Here is a 23,172-nt window from a genome sequence, read left to right as displayed (position 1 = left end):
ACCGATTGGTTATTGACGGCAAGTGGCGGTTTGCCCGGGTGCGGGAGGGGGATCCAAAGGATCACAAAGGGGAAGCTGTGTTGTAGTTGTTACGGACGCAGTTGTTGTGGTTGTGGCTCCGGTCGTAGTCGTAGCCGCAGCGGTTGTGGTGGTTGGGGCTTGGGTTGTAGTTGTAGCCGCAGCGGTTGTGGTGGTTGGGGCTTGGGTTGTAGTTGTAGCCGCAGCGGTTGTGGTGGTTGAGGCTTGGGTTGTAGTTGTAGCCGCAGCGGTTGTGGTGGTTGGGGCTTGGGTTGTAGTTGTAGCCGCAGCGGTTGTGGTGGTTGGGGCTTGGGTTGTAGTTGTAGCCGCAGCGGTTGTGGTGGTTGGGGCTTTGGTTGTAGTTGTAGCCGCAGCGGTTGTGGTGGTTGGGGCTTTGGTTGTAGTTGTAGCCGCAGCGGTTGTGGTGGTTGGGGCTTTGGTTGTAGTTGTAGCCGCAGCGGTTGTGGTGGTTGAGGCTTGGGTTGTAGTTGTAGCCGCAGCGGTTGTGGTGGTTGGGGCTTTGGTTGTAGTTGTAGCCGCAGCGGTTGTGGTGGTTGGGGCTTTGGTTGTAGTTGTAGCCGCAGCGGTTGTGGTGGTTGGGGCTTTGGTTGTAGTCGTAGGTTTGGCAGTGGTGGTCGTGGTCGATGTGGTGCTGGTCATGGCCACAGAAGGGGGAGACTGCAAAGTTTCATCGAGCTTCGCTATGTCTTGCTGCAAGGCAGCAGCTTTTGCAGTGTCCTTGGCAAGGATTGCCTCCGTCTGCTCTAAGACAGCATAGGTTTTGTTCACGGCTGCCAAATGGAACTGCGCGTTGGAATCGGCCGCCAGTTCTTTGTTGACTGCATCCAGGGTCGCTTCGCCGCCCTCATTGGTTTTTGCAACGGCGTTGTAGACCAAGATGGCATCTGTATCGATAGCAGCAATGGCATCGGGAGGCAGTGCCCCAGTTAGCTTGAGGTTGGTATAGATGGCCGAGGCAATGTTCTGGGTAGATTGGACGCTGGTGGGGCTACCCACCACTGCAGCCATCGCGGTAACCAACGATTCGCCAAGTTTTTCGGGAACCGACTGCGCGAGCTGCTGCGTAGCCAGCGCTGCTACGGCAACCAGTCTGGCCGATGCTTCCGCGACATCGGGGTCGAGGTAATCTTTTTGCGCATCACCGGTATTCATGCCCAATACCGTTTCCACTTTTGTGCGGGCTGCTTCGACCGTCAACCCTTGGGTCACCAAAGCCTGCACAACGGTAGACACCGGATTCGCCGTTACGCTTTCTTCTTCAGTCGGCAGTTTTTCCAAGTAACTGGCAATAGGCAGATTGATGGCGGGGTTATAGGCCACATCCTGCGTGCCATCGGCCTTGGCGCCCAATGGCCGCATCTTGCCCTTGCCAGTAGCCTTGAGCTGCACAGGTTCCGTGCAAGTGACCGGAACCCAAATCGTCCCTTCACCTGGAGTCTGCTCGCCTATGGTCGCGGAACCCGTATCCCCGTTGCTGCAAGATGCTGTCATTGCCACCCCGACAAAGGGGCTGTTACCCGCGTTGACGACGTGAATGGCTCGGCCCGATCCACCGCCACCGCAGCCGGAAAGGGCGGCCACCGTGGCCAATGCAGCAGCAGCGATGGCGGATAGTGCAACAGTGCGCATGGGGCGGGAAACTTGCGTGGGAGAAGAGAGAGAGAACGTCACGGTTAATACTCCTGAGGTCGAAAAAATCGAAAAAAGTGCTGCGCAAAAAAAGGGGCCACACACGGGGAAGCACGTGACTAGCGCCCAAGAAAAAAGGGCTTTCGCCCATGTACGTAGGGCTTGCACCCGTAATGACTGAGTCTACGCCAGAACAAAGGCTCTTGGTAGGTGCAAGCTGTCACCTTACTCCTGCGCCCCTTCGGAATCGGTAGCGGGTTGTTCGCAATGGGGTTGAATCCATTGTTCGAATACTGCCCGCAATTTGGCGGGTTCGATGGGTTTGGTGATGAAGTCGTCCATGCCGCAAGCCCGACACCGGTCGCGATCTTCTTGCATGACGCTGGCCGTCATCGCCAGGATGGGGGTTTTGCGGCCGTTTTGGGCTTCGAGCTTGCGCAAGGCTTGCGTGGCGTCGAAGCCGTCGAGCACTGGCATTTGGCAATCCATCAGGATCAAGTCATAGGGCAGCGTTTCGCCTGCGTAGGTCGCTTCCACGGCAAGCACGGCTTCGTGCCCGTTGTTGACGATGTGTACTGTGTACCCCATTTCCCGAATTTGGAGCATGGCAACCTTCTGGTTGACCAGGTTGTCTTCCGCCAGCAGGATCCTGCCGTGTGTCTCGCCAGGGCGGGTGTGGTGAATCCGAACGGGAGGATGCACCGGTCTCGGCGTGAGATCGGCAATGGTCTTGCCATTGAGGCAGTCGAACAACTGCGCCTGGTGTACCGGCTTAATCAGGCACGCGGCATAACCCTGTTGCCGGGCCGCATCCCAGCGCGAAAGGTGGTTGGGCGGGTTCAGCAACACCAGCCGGGTTTGTGCGTGCGCGGAGATGGCGCGAACTTCGGCTGCAAAGGCCAGGCTGGCATCGTCCTTCTGCATCAGCCCGACGAGCACCAGGGAGTAGGGCGACTGGCAACGTAGCGCGCTATCCATCATTTGGATGGCGTCTGCGGAGTTGTCCGCTGCGGCATAGGCTACTCCCCAGGCTTCCAGATAGCTGGTGAGTACGTCGCGGTCGAGAGGTTGGTCATCGACGACGAGGACACAGCGCGCAGCGTTAGGCTCCAGCGTGCCGTAGGGGCAGGTGGGCTGCGCGGTGGGTTCACGCAATATGGGCAGGGTGAACCAGAACACCGAACCCGTTCCTTCCGCGCTCTCGATGCCGATCGTTCCGCCCATCAGTTGGACGAGACGCTTGCTGATGGCCAACCCCAGCCCGGTTCCCCCGTACTTGCGCGCCGTGGAGCAGTCCGCCTGGGTGAATGACTGGAACAGTTTGTGTTGAATATCCGCCGCAATACCGATGCCGCTGTCGCGCACAGCCAAGCGGAGCATCGGCGTCGTACTGTCCGGGCATCGGGTGACGCGAATATCGACCCCACCCTGATTGGTGAACTTGATCGCGTTGCCGACGAGGTTGAACAGAACTTGGCGTAATCGGGTGGGGTCCCCACGCAAATGCGAAGAGATGCGGGGGTCGATGAAGGAGCACAGCGACAACGATTTTTCCCGTGCCTTGGCATGAAGCAAATCGACGGTTCCTTCGACGACTTGTACCAGGGGCAGATCGGTGGTTTCGATGTCGAGCTTGCCGGCTTCGATCTTGGAGAAGTCGAGGATATCGTTGATGATCCGCAACAGGGTGTTGGAGGACTCATGCACAGTCTGGGTGTAGTCGCGCTGTTCGTTGCTCAGATCGGTGCCGAGCAACAGGTTGATCATCCCGATGATCCCGTTCATGGGGGTACGAATCTCATGGCTCATCGTCGAGAGGAATTCTGACTTGGCATGGTTGGCTTGGCGCGCAGCCAGCTCGGCGCGATGAATCTCGGTAATGTCATCGAAGGACCAGACCCGCCCGACGATGTTTTCCCCCACACGGTGCGGCAGTGAGGTCACGCGCACCACCCTGCCGTCGATCAGTTCGAAGGTGGCGGTACCCCGGCCTTCTGGCCTGCCAAACATGGCTTCCAGATGAACCAGAAACTGTTCCGGGTGCGCAAGCTTGGCCGCCACGTAGCCCAGCATGATGTCGCGGTTGGGGGTGGAAGAAAACTCGGGCGGAATCTGCCAGATGGTCAGGAAGCGCTGATTGGTTCGCGTGATATGCCCATCGTTGCCGATGACGAGGATGCCGTAGTCGGTCGATTCAATGGCCGCATCCAGCAGCGATACGGTATTGCGCAGTATTTCTTCGTTGCGTTTACTTTGGGTGATGTTGCGCCCGATGCCCACCAGTAGCGCAGTGCCCGTGGCTTCGTCGCGCAGAAGCGAACCGTTTGCGCACCCCCATTGGTAGCTGCCGTCCTTGGCGCGGACGCGGTATTCGACGCCTCCTTGGGGCTTTCCGGTTTCGACGATTTTTTGCATGAAAGTCATGCAGTGGGGCAGGTCTTCGGGGTGGATGAAGCAAGCCAGGTGTTTGCCGACGACTTCCTCGACCTCATGGCCGATGATCTTTGTCCATTGCGGGGAAACGTATTCAAAAACGCCGCCCGTGTTCATCGTGAACAGGATGTCGTCGAGGTTCTCGATCAGCGTTCGCAAGCGCTGGTGGCTGGCTCGGAGTTCGCTGGCGATGAGTTTGGCCTCGGTCACATCCGTGCGCACGGCAAAGTACCGTTGCGGTTCGCCGTTAGGCCCCTGGAAAGCCACGACGGTGGTATCGACCCAGAATAGGTGGCCATCCTTGGCGCGGTTGCAGACGATGCCATGCCATGCGCTGCCTTGGTTGACGACATCGAACATCGCACGGAAGAACCCTTTGGGATGCTGGCCGGAGTGGATGAGCTGGTGTGTCTTGCCTAGGAACTCTTCCTGCGAGTACCCGCAAATTTCGGTGAACTTCTGGTTGCCGTAGAGGATGCGGCCCAAGGAGTCCGTGATCGTGACGATGGCGTGCTGGTCGAGCACATGCTTCTGCTGCTCCAGTTCGTCGAGCGCACGTTGCGCAGTTTCTGCGCTACGTTGCAAGCTCAGGGTTTTTTCCTGTACCAGCGATTCGAGGTGGGAACGGTACTGCGTTGATTCCTGCGTATTTTCCTGGCGCTCGCTGATGTCGCTGGTGCTGCCGATCATCCGCAACGATTCCCCGGGCTGGAATCCACGCAAGATCACTCCCCGGTCGAAGACCCAACGGTAGCTTCCATCTTGGTGGCGCATGCGGTATTGGCAGAAATACGGGTTGTGGAGCCCTGCCTCCGCATCGCGCAGTGCTTCGCGCACCCTGGGCAGGTCTTCCGGATGGATGCGTGCTTCCCAGTCACGGACGGAGTCAAGCTCGTCTGTCTGCGCCATGCCCAGCATGCGCTTGCAGGAGTCGGAGACGAACATCGCGCCACTGGCAGGCTCGCGAATCCATAGCCCGTCAGACATACTTTGTACGGCGGATTGCCAGCGTGCGTCGTACTCTTGGAGCAAAGTCTGCACTGTTTCTTGCTGCGTGGCAGGCATGAGCACTGCATGGGGAGCTATCGCACTCTGCGCCACGGAGTGGCGATGTTTGGCAAGATTGAACAGGGCCACCACGCAAGCCAGTAGCAAGCTGAGCGTTGCGCCCAGGGCTGCGATCATCATGGGGCGGTCGGCGGTGGCTGTGGTGGCGAATTCCGGCAGTGCGCGCAACTTCAGCGTCCAGGTGCGTCCTCCGAAGCGCAGGGTATCGACGCTACGCAAACCCCTGTTGGGGATGGCATCGGGGGCGGAATCGAACAACAAAGCACCGTCCCATGGCGTGGCGCTATCGTAAATTTCCAGGTCGATGCCGGGAATGCCGCGCGGAAACAGCGTGCCCATCCAGGAAGCCATCGACATAGGCAGATCGACCCAGCCCCGCAGGTGGGCGCGCCGCCATAAGACGGAATCGGTGGTGCTGGCGCTATCGTAGACCGGGGCATACAGCACGAAAGCGGTGGCAGAGCGCTCTCCTATGGCGTGGCCCAGCCGGGGGGAGAGGGTGATTTCCCCTGTATCTCGCGCACGCTCCAGCGCGCTGCGTAATTGGCCAAGGGTGTGTTCTTCAAAGCCCCCCTCGTCCCGCAATGTGGTGGAAGTGCGATCCTGAATGAGGGAATACACATCGTGGTTGCCGGTAGCGTGTACGTGGTAATGGGCTGCGGTCACCCGCCGAAGGGAGCCAGCTTGTTCAAACCGCTCTGCCGACAACGGTTCCAAGTACCCCACCGCGCCGCATCCACGGGTAGGGGGTTCGTGCAGGATGTGCGCATAGAGGGCGTGGAAGGGTTCCTGGGCAGGCACCGTGGGCACCGTGGCCCTGTCTACCAGTGGCGCGAAGCTTTGGAGCATGGCGGCCTGGGCCAAGAGTTGGTCGACGATGCGGCTGCGAATTTCGGCTCCATGTTGTTGCAATGCTTCCCGTTGTCGGTCTTGTTCGACCCGGACGGCACTACGCCACAGCACTGCGGTCAACACCAACCCCAGTAGGAGCACCAGTACGGTGGGTAGCGTGACCAAATACCGGCAGAAAGATCGATGAAGCAAATTCATGGCAAGGCTACTCCCAGTACAGCGTAAGAACGCAGAAGACACGGGAAAAAATCGGACACGCGGGCAAGGGATGCGAGGCGGCAACCGGAGCCGCATTGACGAAAAAAAATGGCCAGAAGAAAACGCCCAGAGAACCATCGCCACTGCTCGTGCGAGACGACTTGGTGGACCAATGCAGCCAGTACAACGGGGCATGTTGCACCAACGCACCGAAAAAGTCTATAGATGATTTGTGTTGTTCGTGTTATCAGTGTTATCAGTGTTATCAGCATCGACGGCAATACAAGAAAAAAGTTACGGTAACGATTCAGACACATGGGCAAACCTTGTAGCCCGAAGCCTGTCGGGACACATGGCGAAGCAACGCGAGCAGCCCCAGCGCGGCAGTGGTCAGGCCGAAGATCAGCGCCATCCAAAACCCTCGGGCGCCCAAAGGCTGTTCCAGGCCCGCGACCGTAGAGACTCCGACCAGACCTAGCAAGTATCCAAGGGGGATGGCCACGCCCCAGAATGCGGCAAGGTGGATCACCATCGCCGGTCTGGTGACTTTGTACCCCCGAATGGCGCAGCTTGCCACGACCTGCAAGGCATCCGGCCATTGAAAGTACGCTGCCAAAAGCAACAGATCTGCGGCAAGGAGTACCACTGCGGCGTCGTCTGTATAGAGCCGGGCGATGGGCATGCGCAAGGAGGCAACCAGCAGGGCGCCCAGTGTTGCAAGGCCCAGCGCAAGGATCAAGCCCAGAGCGGATTGGTACGCAGCGCGGTCTGGATCGTTGGCGCCTAGCGATTGGCCCACGCGCGTGAGCAAGGCCAGCCCCAAGCTCAGGGGAACGGTGAAGATGAGCCAGGAAAAATTGAGCGCGATCTGGTGTGCTGCCACTTCGATGCTGCCCAACCCTGCGATGAGCAGGGCGATCAGGCTAAAAGCGCTTGCTTCCGCAAAGTAGGTCACGCCAATCGGCAAACCCAAGCGCAGCAAGGGGTGGATGTCTGCCCATCGGGGCGCTTCCCAGCGATCCAACCCGCAGGTATCCCGGTAGAGGGGGCTGCGGCGCATCCAGTACCACAGCATGGCCAGTTCCAGCGCCACGGTGCATAGCGTGGCCCACGCGCATCCCAGCCCCCCCAGCCCCGGCCAGCCGCCTACCCCGAACACCAGCAACCCGCTGGCGATGAAGTGGAACAAGAGTCCAAGTAGCGCGACGACCATGAGGGGGTAAGTCTGATTAATGCTGGTGCTATAGCCCACGAGTACCCGGTACATGGCGAGCAGGGGCAAGGCTGCACTGGTGATGTGGACAAACCCGGCAGCAATCGTCTGCATTGCAGGGTCGGGGATGATCACTGCGAAAAGCGGGACAAAAGCATTGGCCAACACTGCGGCCACGCCGCCTACGCCCAGCGACATCCACAGAGCTTGCCGTACTGTGCCCGGAATATCACCAAAATTGTTTGCACCGGAGAGGTGAGCGACCGCAGGATGCACGGACATGATGACACCCATCACGGTAATCATCAGCAAATTCCAGACTGCGGCCCCCAGCGAGACCCCAGCCAAGTCCGTGGCGGAGGCATGACCAGCCATGGCCACATCCACAACGGCGATAGCAACCATGGCGAGCTGACCGACAAGGAGCGGCCATGCCAGACGCAGTAGCTCTCGGATTTCGGTGCGCCAGGCAATGATGGGCGTGGCGAGCTGGCAGTGGTGGGGTGTGGCCGTCACGCCGGGGATGATGCAGCGCCGTGGGCCGAGTCTGCCGCATTGGTTGCATCTGTTGGGCAGTCGGCATCACGCAATGCGTGCAGACCAGCAGCGAGGCGGCGTACCCCTTCCTGGATCGTCGCGGTATCGCTGGTGGCAAAGCTGAGGCGTAGTGCGCTGGGGTCGGGGTCGTTGGCAAAGAAGGGGGCGCCGGGAACCATGGCTACCCCGTGATCCAGGGCAGCACGAACCAGCTCCTGCGCACGGCCTTGCATGGCCCCGGCACACCGCACCCAGAAGAACAGCCCGCCGCGCGGGGCCAGGAAGGACAGTTCCGCGCCGCACCGGGTTTGCAGGGCATCGGCCATGGCATACGCCCGCTGGGCATAGCTGCTGCGCATCCGCTCCAGTTGGCTGGGCAGCCTGCCCATTGCCAAGTACTGCGCGCAAATCGCCTGGGAGAGGTTGCTCGTATGCACGTCGCCGAATTGTTTGCACATCGTCGCTTTGGCCAGCCATTCGCGGGGGGCGACGAGCCAGCCCACGCGCAGCCCGGGGCTAAGCACCTTGCTGAAGCTGCCACAGTAGGCCAGCCATTCGCGACTGCCGGGAACCTGGGCGCTGAGGGCCAGCAAGCTGGCTGGGGGCGGGGCGTCGAAGTAGAGCGCGCTGTACGGGTCGTCCTCGACGACGATGGTTTGGGTGCGCGCAGCCAGTTCGAGGACGCGCAGCCGTCGTTCCAGGGTGAGCGTCGCCCCACTGGGGTTGCCAAAGCTGGGGATCAGGTACACGAGCTTGGGCCGGTGCGTGGCAAGGAGGGCTGCCAGCCGGTCGACGTCCACGCCATACCCATCAATGGGTACGCCAACGACGTTCGCGCCATGGAGCCGGAAACACTGGATCGCGGCAAGGAAGGTCGGAGATTCGACGAGCACGCAGTCCCCAGGCGAAATCAGCGTCTGGGCCAGGAGTTCGATGGCCTGCTGGCTGCCGGTGGTGACGAGCAAATCGGCAGCGTCCACTTCGGCACCTTGGGATCGAAGCATATCGGCGATGGCAGTACGCAGTGGAGGGTAGCCTTCGGTAGCCCCGTACTGCAACACCGCGCCCGCATCGTGGCCCAGGACGGCTGCGCTCGCTTGGGCGATGCCTTCTGCGTCGAAAAGCGTGGGGTCGGGAAACCCCCCCGCAAAGCTGACGATGCCGGGCTTGCCTAGCAGTTTGAACAGTTCCCGGATTGCAGAGGCTTCCACCCCTTGCAGACGGTCGGCAAATTGCATAGTCAACCCTTTATTGCATCCCGCAGGCTATCGGCAAAGACCCGATGGGTACGCCACCGGGCGTAGCCTTTCCAGATCACCAGCGTCACCACGGCCAGAATCATTCCCAAAAATGCCAGGCTGGGGTCGCGTCCTCGGGCTTGGATGAGGACGGGAATCCCACGGGCATCGACCCGATATCGGCTTTGCAGTAGATAGTCCCCATCGTCCCAGGTCGCTTCGTACTGCCAGGGCTGGTCCGCAACTTTGCGCCATGCCGTGAAAACATGGGCTGCACGCTGTGTTCCCTCTGCATCGAGTGGAAGGGGAACGAGATGGGGCTTGCTCGATCGTTCTTCGATCCAGGTGCCATACAAAACGACTCGTGTCGTCCCGGCCTCGGCGTCGCCGACGATGATGGGTTGCATTTTTCTCCACTGGCCCGCCTTGGCATCAAGCCATGGGTTGAAGGCGAACATGACCATCGTCCACAAGACGGACAGCAGCATGAACAGGCCCAGCCCAAGGATCCCCCGGCCCAGGAATCGGAAAAAACCGAATGCGAAGCGCATGGCGTTTGGGCTTCCCTCAAAGAATGTACCGGCTCAAATCCTCGTCGCGGCTCAGGTCTGCCAGGCGGGATTCGACCAGGGCGTTGTCGATCGTGATCGTTTGCCCGCGCAGTTCCGTCGCGCCGAAACTCAGCTCTTCGAGCAGGTGTTCCATCACAGTGGCCAGTCTGCGTGCGCCGATGTTTTCCGTGCGTTCGTTGACCTCGTAGGCGATCTGCGCCAGTCGGCGGATGCCGTCGTCGGTGAAGACGATGTCCACCCCTTCGGTTTGCAGCAGCGCCTGGTATTGCCGAACCAGGGAAGCAGAAGTCTGGGTCAGGATCGCGACGAAATCGTCGACGGATAGCGATTGCAGCTCGACGCGAATGGGGAACCGGCCTTGCAGCTCGGGGATCAGGTCGCTGGGCTTGCTCAGATGAAAGGCGCCGGAAGCGATGAACAGGATATGGTCGGTTTTGACCATCCCGTACTTGGTCGATACGGTCGTCCCTTCGACGAGCGGGAGCAGGTCGCGCTGCACGCCCTGGCGGGACACTTCCGCACCGTGGCTTTCGTTGCGGGAGGTGACCTTGTCGATTTCGTCGATGAAAACGATGCCGTTCTGTTCGAGCATCTGCAGGGCCTGCGTTTTGATGTCGTCGTCGTGGATCAGTCGCGCGGCTTCTTCCTCGACAAGCATCTTGAAGGCGTCGGCAACCCGGAGTCTGCGCGTTTGCCTGCGGTTTTGATGGAGCTGGCCGAACATGCTGCGCAACTGTTCCGTCACGTCCTCCATGCCTGCGGGGCCCATGATTTCGAGGTGTGGCGCAGCCTGGGCCACGTCGATTTCGATTTCCCGGTCGTCCAGCGCGCCGGAAGACAGCTTTTTGCGCAGGCGTGACCGAGCCACGCTTTCCGCACGTTGGGCAGAGGCTGTGTCTTCTTCGGTATCCGCACTGGCTTGCTCTCGCGGCGGGGGAACCAGGATGTCGAGAATCTGTTCGCGGGCAGCCTGTTCGGCGCGTTCCCGCACTTTGGCCGCTTCTTGTTGCCGGGTTTGCTTGACGGCGATATCGGCTAAGTCACGAATGATCGTGTCCACGTCCTTGCCGACGTAGCCGACTTCGGTGAATTTGGTCGCTTCCACCTTGATGAAGGGGGCCTCAGCCAGCCGCGCAAGGCGGCGTGCGATTTCGGTTTTGCCGACGCCGGTGGGGCCGATCATCAGGATATTTTTTGGGGTGATCTCGGCGCGCAGCTCGGCATCCACCTGCTGGCGGCGCCAGCGGTTGCGTAGTGCGATGGCGACGGCGCGCTTGGCCTTTTGCTGGCCAACGATGTGCCGGTTGAGTTCGGTGACGATTTCTTGGGGGGTCAAAGCAGACATGGCAAGGCAGGCCCGTGCAAAGACGGGCTGGGTTGATAGGGGGCTGTTAGAGGGTTTCGATGGTGTGGTGCATATTGGTGTAAATGCAAATCCCGGCGGCAATTTCGAGGGATTTGCGCACTACGTCCGCTGCGTCGATGCTCGTGTTGTGCAACAGCGCTAGCGCGGCAGCCTGCGCATAGGCGCCGCCGGAGCCGATGGCGACGACGCCGTGTTCCGGTTCAAGGATATCGCCGTTGCCCGTGATGATCAGCGATGCCGAGGTATCGGCAACGGCGAGCATGGCTTCGAGCCGACGCAGCACGCGGTCCGTGCGCCAGTCCTTGGTGAGTTCGATGGCGGCACGGTGCAAGTGCCCCTGGTGTTTTTCCAGCTTGGCCTCGAAACGCTCGAAGAGCGTGAAGGCATCGGCAGTCGCGCCAGCAAAACCGGCCAGCACCTTGCCGTGGTGCAGTTTGCGAATCTTGCACGCAGTGGATTTGACGACGATCGACGACAGGGTGACCTGGCCGTCCCCACCGAGGGCGACGCGCACCCCTTCCGGGCCGGTGCGGCGCACGCCGACGATCGTGGTGCCATGCAATGCTTCCATGAGAAAAATCCTTGTGTCTCTGGGGGATTGGGGTTGGAGAGGTGGTGAAGTTCGGCGGGAGAGGGGCGCAGGGTTTTTCCTGTGGCCCATGCATCGTGGGTACTCACGCGCTACGGACATAGCGGGAATGCACCTGGGCGTGATCGTGGATGCCCAGGAGAAAGAAAAACGAGGCAACGAGGCAGGCCACGTCCTGAAAAACGATACGGCACCCCGCTGTTTGTGCGGAGGTAGCCCAGTTGAGGATGCTCCCAGCCGCAGAAAAATCGACGCGGATGAGGTGCGAACACCGCACGTACAGCGTGGTTCCCGGTTGCAGGTCGTCATCCAGGGGCAAAAGCGCTTGCGCCATGTCCCCGGACAGTTCGCCGCCCAATTCGACCGTGACGGTGGCAGCCGCAGGCGAGGATGCAGGATGTTGTCCCTGTGGGGATTTGCCTGGTTGTAGCGTGGCGCGGTGTCGCTGTGCTTCGGCGCCTGCGAGCAAAAACCCGGATTCGGAAGTCGGCATGGTGTCGACATGTTGGCACCGAGCCTCTGCCCACGGCTGCGGGGATAGCTCGTAGGTCACGCAGTAGTCCAGCGCTACCAGCTCGTAATCATCCTGTTTGCCGAGGATGCGCAGGACATCGAGTCGCAGGTTCCACCAGCATGGGTCGATGTCTGGGGCACCAGAAGGGGTGTTTTGCTGTAACACCTGTAGCAGGCGTTGCGCAGCGACGCAATGCACGACAAACGCCTGCTCGCACAGCCATGCACAGTACTGGGCAAGCTGTGGCGCGGCGGCAGGGACGATCTGCGTCAGTCCTGTCCAGTCCAGCACGTGTTGCACCGCGCCGGAAGTCAACATGGCATGGAGCTCGGCCACTCCATCGGTATCAAGCAAGGGGGGGCAGCGCCAGCGCGTGACATGTCGTGACCCGGCAACCGGGGAGGAAACGGCGTGGCGGGTTTGGCAAGCATCGTTCCAACGGTCGGGGACGGAAAACCACGTGGGCGCAGTTTGCCCGGATTGCCGGGCGTAGTCGATGGCCAACGATTCGAAACGGTGGCGCGCGCCGGTACAGCGGTGGATATCGAACAGCGCAGCAAACCACCACCCATTGCGCTGGGCGTCCCGGTTGCCCGAGCGCAGCGCCGCTTGCAGAACATCAATGGCTCCATCGTCGTCGCCGTTCGCGTAGCGGACTGCGGCTTCCTCCAGCTCGGGATCGGTGACGATGGGGGGGGGATGGGATGGCAGGGGTTCGCGTGGCGGGGTTGCTGGGGCAGGGGGTGTTGTCGCGATATTCCGGGCTGGGCTTGGTTCCTCGAATTGGATGTCCTGTGCCAAGGTGGCACTGCCCATGACTGTCGGGATGTCATCGGCCTCGGGATCTGGTTGTGGGGGGTGGAATTGGGTCGAGGCGTAAATGGCGGAAGTGTCGAGCGCGATTTGCGAGGTATCGCGGGTGAGGCTCGGTTCGAAATGGGGCGCGGGGCGGGGTGCGGGTGGGCTTGTTGCAGGAGGGCGCGTAGGGGGCGCGGCATTTTGCGGGGCGGCGTCGGGCTGTGTGGGCTGTGCTTTCCACCATTGCCGGGACATCTGGGCTTCGATTTCGTCGATCTTCTTGAGGGTGCTCGTCCTGCCGTCGAGATCGGAGAAGTCCGTACTGTTCTGGAAAAAGGACGCTTGTGCAACCAGCTCCGGGGTGTAACCGGGATCGTTGCGGCGCAACTTGCGCAAGTAGTCGAACTCGCGTTTGCGGATGGCGTCGTCGTGGCGCTTGCGCTCGACAACGTCCTTGAGCGCCTGCCGGTGGTTGACGGCAGGGGGGTCAATAGTCGACGTGGGGACAGAATCCACCTGGGACTGGATCTTGTCGAGATCCGCCCAATCCGTGGTGGGGTTGCGGACGAACTTGGCAACTTTGGCGAGTAGTCCCGGAGGATTGGCAGGGCTAGCCATGCTGGCGATGCGGACAAAGATGCATGCGCGGCGGAGTTTCAGTCTCCGAACATCTTTTGCTTGAGTTCCCGCCGTTGCTGCGCTTCGAGGGACAGGCTCGCAGTGGGCCGTGCAAGCAGACGACGCACCCCGATGGGTTCTCCGGTTTCTTCGCAATACCCGTAGGACCCGTTATCGATGCTCGCGATCGATTGTTCGATTTTTTTGAGCAATTTGCGTTCGCGGTCACGGGTGCGAAGTTCCAAGGCATGCTCTTCCTCAATCGTCGCCCGGTCGGTCGGATCAGGGACGATGACGGTTTCTTCCCGCAGGTGCTCGGTCGTTTCCCCAGCGTTACTGAGGACATCGGCCTTCATCCGCGACAGCTTGTGGCGGAAGAACGCGAGCTGTACGTCGTTCATGTATTCCGCCTCGGGCATGGCCAGCACTTCCTCATCGCTCAGCTCTTGCGCGGGCTTGGTCTTCCAACTATCGGAGAGCGGCGCGGTGGGTTTGGCCGCAGGCTTTTTGCGGGGCGCAGCTTTGGCAGGGGGGACAGGTTCGGGCTTGTGCTCCGGCGTAGGCACGGGCACGGGCACGGGCTTCGGTTCAGGTTTGGGCGCGAGTGCGGGCTTGGGTTGGGATGTGGGTGCAGCGGGTGCAGCAGGTTCTGGCTCGACAGCAACGGGGGCTGTAGCCGGTACTTTCGCTTTGCGCGCCGGTGCTTTGGGTGGGGCTTTGGTGGGAGCCTTCGCGGATGCGCCCTTTGCCTTGCTCTTGGTAGAGGGTGCATCGGCTGTAGCGGCTACAGCAGTCGCAACCTCGGGCTGCGGTTCTGGAGCAGGCGCGGTGAGAGGCGTATCAGGATGCGTATCTGGGGGCGTATCAGGCGGCGTACTGGTCTGCGTTGCCTGCACTACCGGCGCTTTGGCTGTTTTGGCGGCTTTTGCTGCTTTGGGCTTGGATGCAGACTTTTGGGCCGGAGGCGCGGTGACTGGCGCAACCTCCACAGCGATAGGGTCGGGGGGCGTGACAACCTGTGCTGGGGGTACAGCTTTGGCGCGTGTGCGTGGTGTACGCACCGCAGGCGCAATGGCGTCGGATTCAGGAAGAGCGGGTGCTTTCATCGTGGCGCTCCAATAGTGCGTAGTGCGCGAAAGGAAGACCGCGAAAGGAACCGTGGCAGGCTTATCGATGCACAAACCACGAACCCTGCAGGCAGCCTTGCGTCGAAGGGCGCGCGAGTGTACAAGTGAACGGTAGTTGCGGTGGTTTTCTGGTTTTCCACGGCAGCCAAGATGTGTGCATACCCTAGCACTACTCCCAATGCAACGATGGAATGGCGCCCCCACTACCTTGCGCCAACAGTCCGGCATTGGCGTAGGCGCCCAGCTTGGCGCGGGTGTCCTGGATGTCGAGATTGCGCATCGTGAGCTGGCCAATGCGATCTGCCGGGGAAAAGGAGGATTGCCCCTTTTCCATCGTCAACCGTTCGGGCTGGTAGCTGAGGTTGGGGCTGCGGGTATCGAGGATCGAGTAGTCATTGCCCCGGCGTAGTTCCAGCGTGACTTCCCCGGTTACGGCGCTGGCCACCCACTTCTGCGCGGCTTCCCGCAGCATGATGGCCTGCGGGTCGAACCATCGTCCCTGGTACAGCAGCCTGCCCAGCCGACGGCCATGTTCCCGGTATTGTTCGATGGTGTCTTCGTTGTGGATGCCGGTGATCAGCCGCTCGTAGGCGATGAACAGCAGGGCCAATCCAGGGGCTTCGTAGATGCCCCGGCTTTTGGCTTCGATGATGCGGTTTTCGATCTGGTCGCTCATCCCCAAGCCGTGCCTGCCGCCGATGCGGTTGGCTTCGAGCAGCAACGCCACCAAGTCGGGGTATTCGACGCCTTGGAGCGCAACAGGGCGGCCTGCTTCGAAGCGCACCGTGACTTCCTCGGGGGCGATCGTCACGTCACTTTTCCAGAAGGGTACGCCCATGATCGGTTCGACGATGCGGATGCCATGGTCGAGCCGCTCCAAATCTTTGGCCTCGTGCGTGGCCCCAAGCAGGTTGGAATCCGTGGAATAGGCTTTTTCCGTACTCATCTTGTAAGAGTGACCGTGCTGGGCCAAAAAAGCCGACATCTCTGCACGCCCGCCCAGCTCGTCGATGAACGCTGCATCCAGCCAGGGCTTGTAAATTTGCAACGCAGGGTTGGTCAGCAGCCCGTAGCGATAGAAGCGTTCGATGTCGTTGCCTTTGAAGGTGCTGCCATCGCCCCAGATCGACACCCCGTCTTCGCGCATCGCGGCGACGAGCATTGTCCCCGTCACTGCCCGGCCGATCGGTGTGGTGTTGAAGTACGTCAGCCCGGCGGTGGAGATGTGAAAAGCCCCACATTGCAGCGCCGCAAGGCCTTCGCTGGCAAGCTGGCTCCGGCAATCGACCAGCCGCGCCTTTTCGGCCCCATAAGCCATGGCTCTGCGCGGGATGTCGTCGTAGTCCGTTTCGTCGGGTTGACCCAGATGGGCCGTGTAGGCGAAGGGGATGGCGCCTTTGTTGCGCATCCACAGCAAGGCTGCACTGGTATCAAGACCACCCGAAAAGGCGATGCCGACTTTTTGCCCGATGGGAAGAGATTGCAGAATGGTGCTCATGGCGAGGGGAAGAGGAAAAGGGTGCGATGGGAGACACCCACGGTGTGGAAGGGAGGGAAGGGGCTACGGGATGTACCCGTCTCTGGGCCGTGCATGGGCAGGGCCACATCGCGACTGCTGTCGCTCTTACAACGCATGGCTGCGCTGCGCCTGATGCACCGTGATGGGTGCATGCTGTAGGGGCGACGGAAGTCGCGATCAGCGCCTGGAGGACATCAACCGTCGACGACGGCGACGGCCATCTGGCTGACCCCGCAATCGACGTAGGAAATCTGACCGGTCATGCCGGAAGAAAGGTCGCTGAGCAAGAACGCCGCGACGTTGCCGATTTCATCGATGGTCACGTTGCGCTTCATGGGGGACGCGGCGGCGGAAATGCCTAGCAGCTTGCCGAAGTCTTTGATACCGCTGGCGGCCAGAGTTTTGACGGCCCCGGCACTCAGCCCGTTGACGCGGATCCCCCTCGCACCCAGAGCATCGGCTAGGTAGCGCACGGAGGCTTCCAGCGAAGCCTTGGCCAGCCCCATGGTGTTGTAGCTGGGGACGACCCGCACCCCGCCCAGGTACGTCAGTGTCAGCAGGGAAGCCGTGTCGCTGAGGTAAGGCAGGGCAGCCTTCGCCATGGCGGGGAAGCTGTAGGTGCTGATGTCGTGCGCAATGCGGAAGTTCTCGCGGCTCAGGCCATCGAGAAAATTGCCGGCGATGGCTTCCCGGGGGGCAAAGCCGATGCTGTGGACGAAACCGTCGAAGGTAGGCCAGTGCTGGGCCAGTTCCCGAAATAGGCGATCAATGTTCGCGTCGTCGCCGACATCGCAATCGAAAACGAGCGAGGAACCGAATTCCCCGGCAAATTCGCGGATGCGATCTTCGAATCGTTCCCCGGCATAGCTGAAAGCCAACTCGGCGCCCTGGGCATGACAGGATTTGGCGATGCCATACGCGATCGATCGGTTGGACAAAACCCCGGTAATCAACAACTTCTTGCCGACGAGAAAACCCATTTCGACCTCTTTCAATCTCTGGAGCGAGCGTGGAATCACCAGGGAAACCCCGGCGTGGCACCTCCGCGAACAGCGCTTGGGGGGCGCTTCCCCGCGCTATGCGGGGCGGGCGATGCATGACCTATGCTGGTGCAGAATTGTCGCATGTACCGTTGGATTGGGCCGTTGCTCCTCACCCTGGGCACCGCATGGGCGGGGCACGGCTATTCCTGGTGGGAAACGCTGCGGTACCCCCCGGACTTCAGCCATGTCGGCTATGTACAGCCCAATGCGCCCAAAGGGGGGGAGCTACGGCTGGCCAGCCCTTTGCGTGTCTCGTCCTTCGACAAACTCAACCCCTTTACCTTGCGGGGCAGCGCACCGGCATACCTGTCCACCTTGCTTTTCGATACCTTGCTTGCCGGAACGTATGACGAGGTGGGAACCGGATACGGCTTGCTGGCGCAAGATGTGACGATTGCGCTGGATCGCCGATCCGTCACCTTCACGCTGCGACCGCAGGCGCGGTTCCACAACGGGGATGCTGTGTTGGCTTCCGACGTGCGTTACAGCTTTGAGATGCTGCTCGGGCCCCATGCCTCCCCGGTCTACCGCACGGTGCTCGCTGACTTGGAAGGGATCGACGTCGTGCAGCAGCGGGTGGTGCGTTTTCGTATGCGCAAGCCCAACCGGGAATTGCCCTTGACTATCGGCAGCATGCCGATCTTCAGCCCGGCTTGGGGCAGGGTCGCGGGCGTGACCAAGCCCTTCGACCAGATCGTGATGGATACCCCGGTCGGTAGTGGGCCGTATCGGATCGGCGCCCTGCGTGCAGGCCGCGACATCGTGTACGTGCGCGACCCCCAATACTGGGGCCGCGACCTGCCGATACGCCGGGGTACGGCCAACTTTGACCGGATCGTCGTCAAGATTTACCAAGACAACACTGCCAGGATCGAGGCGATTCAGGCAGGGGAAATCGACTGGATGCGTGTCTTTTCCGCTGCGGACTGGGCGCGGCGGATGCGGGGCCGGCGCTTTGATGCGGGCGAGCTGGTTCGACAGGAGTTCGGGCACCGGTTGCCCAGCGGGTTTCAGAGCTATGTGCTCAACACCCGCCGTCCCTGGTTTCGCGATGTTCGCGTGCGCCAGGCGCTGGGGTTGGCGCTGGACTTTGCATGGATGAATCGGCAGCTTTTCCATGGCGCGTACCAGCGGGTGCAAGGGCTGTTCGGTAACACGGACTGCCAAGCCACCGGTACGCCCACTACCGAGGAACGCGCTGTGCTGGGGCCATGGCGCAGCCATATCCCCATTGCCACGTGGGGCACGATGCCGGGTGAAGGGGAAGGCCAAGTGCCGCTACGCCAGCGTTTGCTCCAGGCACGGGATCTCTTGCAGCAAGCCGGGTGGATGGTGCGCCAGGGCAGGCTGCGCAATGCCGAGGGGGTACCGTTCGAGGTCGAGTACCTCGACAGCAGCGAAGGCAGCGCGCGCGTCGTGTCGGCATGGGTGCGCAACCTCGACAAGCTGGGGATTACGCTGCGTCCCAGGTTCGTCGATTTCGCCATCTACCAGCAGCGATTGCAGCAGTTCGACTTCGACATCGTTTCACTGGCCTATGCTGGTTCCCATTTCCCTGGTCAGGAGTACGAAGATCTGTTTGGCTCGGCTGCCGCAGTGACGGAGCATTCGGGCAATCTTTCCGGTATCGCCAACCCTGCTGTCGATGCCCTGCTGCACCAGATGATCCACGCGCCCTCGCAAGCAGCGATGCGCACCGCCTGCCGTGCGCTAGATCGGGTGATTGCCCACAGCCACGTGCTCCTCCCCCAGTGGTTTGCCTCGGCACACCGGGTGGTGTATGACCGCAGCAAGCTCGCGCACCCGGCGCAGATTCCCCCGTATTCCCCGGGAGAAGCTTGGGCCATCGATACCTGGTGGGCGGTGCCGGACCAGGATGCTGCATCGCCAGCAGGAACCCGGTAGCCACAACCATGTGGGGCTATGTCCTGACCCGGCTGCTGTGGATGGTTCCCACCCTGTTGGGGGTGATGACGCTGACCTTCGTCATCATCCAGTTCGTTCCCGGTGGGCCGGTAGAGCAGTATTTGGCTGAAGCGCGTGCTGTGCCGGGGGCGGAAACAACTGCGATGGGCTACCGGGGCGCTTCGGGCGTGGATCCGCAGCGGCTGGAGCAGATTCGTGCCCTGTATGGTTTCGACAAACCGGTAGGGGAGCGGTACCTCCTCCTCCTCGGCCAGTGCGTTCGCTTCGACTTGGGGCAGAGTTTTTTCCGTAACGAGAGCGTTGCGCGGCTGTTGTGGCAGAAGCTGCCCGTGTCGATCAGCCTGGGCATGTGGACGTTTTTTCTGACGTATCTCATCGCCGTTCCGCTGGGTATCGCCAAAGCGGTGCGCGCAGGGTCGCGTTTCGATGTGGGGAGTACGCTGCTGTTGACTGTCGGGTACGCGATTCCGGGCTTCGTGCTGGGTGTCGTCCTGCTCGTAGTGTTTGCGGGAGGGTTGCAGTGGTTCCCGCTGCGCGGTTTGGTCTCCGAAGGGTGGGAGTCCCTATCGTGGGGCGCCCGGATCGCAGACTATCTTTGGCATATCGCCCTACCCATCACCGCGATGGTCGTTGGCAACTTCGCGACCACGGCCATGCTGACCAAAAACGCCTTTCTCGACGAGATTCGCAGGCAGTATGTGGTCACCGCCCGCGCCAAGGGCCTGGGGGAACGGCAGGTGTTATGGAGACACGTGTTGCCCAATGCGCTGATCCCCTTGTTGACAGGGCTGCCCGCCGCGTTTGTGGGGGCGTTTTTCACGGGGTCTTTGCTGATCGAGACGCTGTTTTCCCTCGACGGGCTGGGTTTGTTGGGGTACGAAAGCGTGATCCGCCGGGACTATCCCGTCGTATTGGGAACGCTGTATTTCTATACCCTGCTGGGGCTGCTGGCCAAGCTATGTTCCGACCTATCCTATTGCTGGGTCGATCCGCGAGTTCGATTCGATGGCAACTGACTGGATGGACAAGAGCGGTGCAAGCCGCGAAAAGGCCTCTGCGCAGCAAGTTGCCGCAGTGGGGCGCAGTCCCGGTAGACGCGCTTGGGAGCGATTCCGGCGTCACCGCTTGGGATACGCCAGCCTATGTATTTTTGCGATGCTGCTAGTGGTGTGCAGCGTGGCCGAGCTGTGGAGCACCGACCGGCCCTTGCTCGTGCGCTACCAAGGGGAGTGGTTTTTCCCGGTATTTGTCGAGTACAGCGAGAAGACGTTCGGAGGGGACTTCGATACCCCTGCCGACTACCTCGACCCCTATGTGCGTTCGCGCATCACCCAGGGTGGCCATTGGGCGCTGTACGCGCCGAACCCGTATGGAGCGCGGACGATCGACGTGTACTGCACGCAGCCATTCCCTGCGCCGCCTTCCGCCAGACATTGGCTGGGCACTGATGACAGAGGGCGTGACCTGCTCGCGCAGTTGCTCTATGGGTTGCGCACCAGCGTATTTTTTGCGCTGGCGCTGACGGTGGTCGGCACCCTCCTAGGGGTGGCGGCGGGAGCCTTGCAAGGTTTTTTGGCGGGCAAAGTCGATCTGCTTTTCCAGCGGTTCCTGGAAATTTGGAGTTCTCTGCCCGAGCTGTACCTGCTGATCCTGCTGAGCGCGTTCTTTACCCCCAGCGTGGGACTATTGCTGTTGCTATTGAGTCTGTTTGGCTGGATGGGGTTGTCGGACTACGTTCGTGCGGAGTTTCTGCGCCAGCGCAGGCTGGACTACGTTCGCGCTGCGCAGGCTCTGGGGGTAGGCCCATGGCGTATTGCGCTGCGGCATCTGCTGCCCCACTGTCTGTCCCCCGTTTTCGCCTTTTTGCCGTACCGCATGGGCGCGGGCATTCTGGCGTTGACCTCGCTGGACTTTCTGGGGCTGGGTACCCCGCCGGGAACACCGTCGCTGGGGGAATTGCTTGCGCAGGGCAAAAGCCACCTCGACGCATGGTGGATTTCGCTGGGAGCCTTTGCCGTGCTCGTGCTGACGTTGCTGCTGCTCACCTTTGTGGGCGAGGCGTTGCGGGACTCGCTGGACCCCCGAAAGGCGATGCGGTGACGGCTCCCCTGCTGGATGTGCGTGGCCTGACGGTGCGGTTTGGCGGCCAGACAGTCGTCGATCATGTCTCTTTTGTTCTCGAAGCTGGGGAGAGGCTGGCACTGGTCGGCGAATCGGGATCGGGCAAAACGCTCACTGCACTATCGCTATTGCGACTTGTGGCCGATGCCCAGATCGACGGCAGCGCCTGGTATGCCGGGCAGGATTTGCTGGCCTTGCCCGAGGCCGCTTTGCGTCATGTGCGTGGGTCGCAGATCGCGGTCGTCTTCCAGGAACCGATGACCGCGCTCAATCCCTTATGGACTGCGGGCGAACAGATTGCTGAAGTCTTGGTACCCATTGCGGGGTATTCCCGAAAGCAGGCCCGCGCAGCCGCAGTTGAATGGTTGCGCGAGGTCGATGTCGACGATCCCGAACGGTGTGCGCGTTCCTACCCGCATCAGCTCAGCGGGGGGCAACGCCAACGGGTGTTGATTGCGATGGCATTGGCTGGGAGTCCGCGCATCCTTCTTGCCGACGAACCGACGACGGCGCTTGATGCCACGTTGCGCTGCAAGATGATTGATCTGCTCTCGGTCTTGCAGCAGAAGCATGGCATCGCCATCGTGCTGATCACCCACGATTTGCCTTTGGTGCGGCGTTTTGCCGACCGCGTACTCATCATGGGCGCAGGCCGCATCGTGGAAGCAGGCCGCCCGCAGGATGTGCTGCAACGGCCCGGCCACCCTTTGACACAGCGTTTGCTTGCGGGGCAGCTCCCGCCGCGACTTGCCGACGTTGTGCCTATTGAGGCTACGCCTGGCAACGAGAGGCCCCCCGCAGTAGTGCCCGCCAAAGAAGCCCTTATCCCGGAGTTCCATGCCCCGGAAACGCCCCCTGTGCTGGAGGCTAGAGGGGTATGCGTGGAATACGCCACACGCATCGCCGGATGGCGGGGGTGGTTTCGCAGTGGCGTTGTGCGCGCTGTCGATGCCGTCGGGTTTCGCTTGCTCCCACGCAGCACGCTGGGCATCGTTGGGGAATCGGGCAGCGGCAAATCGACTCTCGCCTTGGCGCTGCTCGGGCTAGTGGGGTATAGGGGCGAAGTGCGTGTTTGCGGCCAGCCATGGAACCGTTCCCGGTTGGAGGACCGAAACCTGCGCCACCACATCCAGGTGGTTTTTCAGGATCCGTATTCGTCGCTGTCTTCGCGGATGACTGCGGAGGAACTGGTCGCGGAAGGGCTGCGGGTCCACGCGCCGGGCCTTGATGCCCGCCAGCGCAGGGAGAAGGTGCGCGCAGCGTTGCGGGAAGTGGGACTCGATACCGGGAACGATGCGGCCATGCTGGAACGGTATCCGCACGAGTTTTCCGGCGGGCAACGTCAGCGACTGTCGATTGCGCGGGCATTGGTCATCGACCCGGACATCCTCGTCCTCGATGAGCCGACGAGCGCCCTTGATGCAGGCGTGGCCCGTGACATCCTCGAATTGTTTGCACGCCTCCAGCGGGATAGAGGCATGGCCTATGTGCTGATCACGCACGACATGGCTGTTATCCGCGCGATGGCGCACCACGTTCTGGTGATGCAATCCGGCAGGATCGTCGAATCCGCCCCCATCGCAAACCTGCTGCACCATCCGCGCCACCCCTGTACCCAGGCACTGCTCGATGCCAGCTTTGGGCCGGATATGGAAAAAAACGCTTCCGCTAGAATGGCGGACTACGACCAAAGGGGCGGGTGATTTCCGCCCCTTTTTTTTGGTTTTTGGTTTTCGCATTCCGGTTTTTTGCAAACGAATCGTGGTATCGCA

Annotated in this window: 15 protein-coding genes; 4 read left to right on the top strand and 11 right to left on the bottom strand. The window is 61.3% G+C overall.

Translation table 11 applies throughout. The annotated features are described in order from the left end of the window. Positions 1-9: 9 nt before the first annotated feature. The 11 genes from CENROD_RS13860 to fabI all read right to left on the bottom strand — a co-directional run bounded on the left by CENROD_RS13860 (position 10) and on the right by fabI (position 17,290). A complete protein-coding gene (locus tag CENROD_RS13860) occupies positions 10-1,710 on the bottom strand; it encodes a hypothetical protein (protein WP_187292335.1) in 1,701 nt (566 codons plus the stop codon). Positions 1,711-1,893: 183 nt separating this feature from the next. Continuing rightward, on the bottom strand, positions 1,894-6,219 hold the full coding sequence (locus CENROD_RS12395) for a PAS domain S-box protein (protein WP_022771919.1): 4,326 nt from the start codon (positions 6,217-6,219) through the stop codon (positions 1,894-1,896). A gap of 307 nt (positions 6,220-6,526) precedes the next feature. Further along, a complete protein-coding gene (locus tag CENROD_RS04470) occupies positions 6,527-7,948 on the bottom strand; it encodes an MATE family efflux transporter (protein ID WP_238551824.1) in 1,422 nt (473 codons plus the stop codon). Further along, positions 7,945-9,207, bottom strand: coding sequence for an aminotransferase-like domain-containing protein (locus CENROD_RS04465; protein WP_022771916.1), 1,263 nt, complete (start codon positions 9,205-9,207; stop codon positions 7,945-7,947). The genes CENROD_RS04470 and CENROD_RS04465 overlap by 4 nt, the downstream gene beginning before the upstream one ends. A gap of 2 nt (positions 9,208-9,209) precedes the next feature. Beyond that, positions 9,210-9,758, bottom strand: coding sequence for a hypothetical protein (locus CENROD_RS04460; protein ID WP_022771915.1), 549 nt, complete (start codon positions 9,756-9,758; stop codon positions 9,210-9,212). Positions 9,759-9,774: 16 nt separating this feature from the next. Then, positions 9,775-11,124, bottom strand: coding sequence for an ATP-dependent protease ATPase subunit HslU (gene hslU, locus CENROD_RS04455; RefSeq protein ID WP_022771914.1), 1,350 nt, complete (start codon positions 11,122-11,124; stop codon positions 9,775-9,777). A 46-nt stretch (positions 11,125-11,170) separates the two neighbouring features. Continuing rightward, positions 11,171-11,716, bottom strand: a complete 546-nt coding sequence (gene hslV, locus CENROD_RS04450) for an ATP-dependent protease subunit HslV (protein WP_022771913.1) — start codon at positions 11,714-11,716, stop codon at positions 11,171-11,173. Between the two features lie 103 nt (positions 11,717-11,819). After that, positions 11,820-13,664: an STAS domain-containing protein gene (locus tag CENROD_RS04445; protein ID WP_022771912.1), complete on the bottom strand. Its 1,845-nt coding sequence runs from the start codon at positions 13,662-13,664 to the stop codon at positions 11,820-11,822. 38 nt (positions 13,665-13,702) lie between these two features. After that, positions 13,703-14,770: an RNA polymerase-binding protein DksA gene (gene dksA / locus CENROD_RS13020; RefSeq protein ID WP_022771911.1), complete on the bottom strand. Its 1,068-nt coding sequence runs from the start codon at positions 14,768-14,770 to the stop codon at positions 13,703-13,705. A 190-nt stretch (positions 14,771-14,960) separates the two neighbouring features. Beyond that, positions 14,961-16,289 carry an argininosuccinate synthase gene (gene argG / locus CENROD_RS04435; protein ID WP_022771910.1) on the bottom strand — a complete coding sequence of 443 codons (1,329 nt, stop codon included), beginning with the start codon at positions 16,287-16,289 and terminating at the stop codon, positions 14,961-14,963. A 215-nt stretch (positions 16,290-16,504) separates the two neighbouring features. Further along, the gene (gene fabI, locus CENROD_RS04430) at positions 16,505-17,290 is read right to left on the bottom strand and encodes an enoyl-ACP reductase FabI (RefSeq protein WP_022771909.1); all 786 of its coding nucleotides are present in this window, start codon (positions 17,288-17,290) and stop codon (positions 16,505-16,507) included. 144 nt (positions 17,291-17,434) lie between these two features. Between fabI and CENROD_RS04425 the strand changes: the two genes are divergently transcribed. From CENROD_RS04425 to CENROD_RS04410, 4 genes are read left to right on the top strand one after another with little or no spacing between them, the layout of a single operon-like run. Further along, positions 17,435-19,258, top strand: coding sequence for an extracellular solute-binding protein (locus tag CENROD_RS04425; RefSeq protein ID WP_022771908.1), 1,824 nt, complete (start codon positions 17,435-17,437; stop codon positions 19,256-19,258). A gap of 8 nt (positions 19,259-19,266) precedes the next feature. Beyond that, positions 19,267-20,295 (top strand): ABC transporter permease subunit, encoded by a 1,029-nt coding sequence (locus CENROD_RS04420; protein ID WP_022771907.1) that lies wholly within the window; start codon positions 19,267-19,269, stop codon positions 20,293-20,295. Between the two features lie 4 nt (positions 20,296-20,299). Next, positions 20,300-21,379, top strand: a complete 1,080-nt coding sequence (locus CENROD_RS14280) for an ABC transporter permease (RefSeq protein ID WP_051360420.1) — start codon at positions 20,300-20,302, stop codon at positions 21,377-21,379. After that, positions 21,376-23,103: an ABC transporter ATP-binding protein gene (locus CENROD_RS04410; protein ID WP_022771905.1), complete on the top strand. Its 1,728-nt coding sequence runs from the start codon at positions 21,376-21,378 to the stop codon at positions 23,101-23,103. Before CENROD_RS14280 ends, CENROD_RS04410 begins: the two co-directional genes overlap by 4 nt. Positions 23,104-23,172: the final 69 nt, after the last annotated feature.

Source organism: Candidatus Symbiobacter mobilis CR (assembly GCF_000477435.1).
Lineage (GTDB): Bacteria > Pseudomonadota > Gammaproteobacteria > Burkholderiales > Burkholderiaceae_C > Rhodoferax > Rhodoferax mobilis.
The sequence above is the reverse complement of the archived record's forward strand: the minus strand, read 5'-3'. Positions and strand labels throughout refer to the sequence as shown.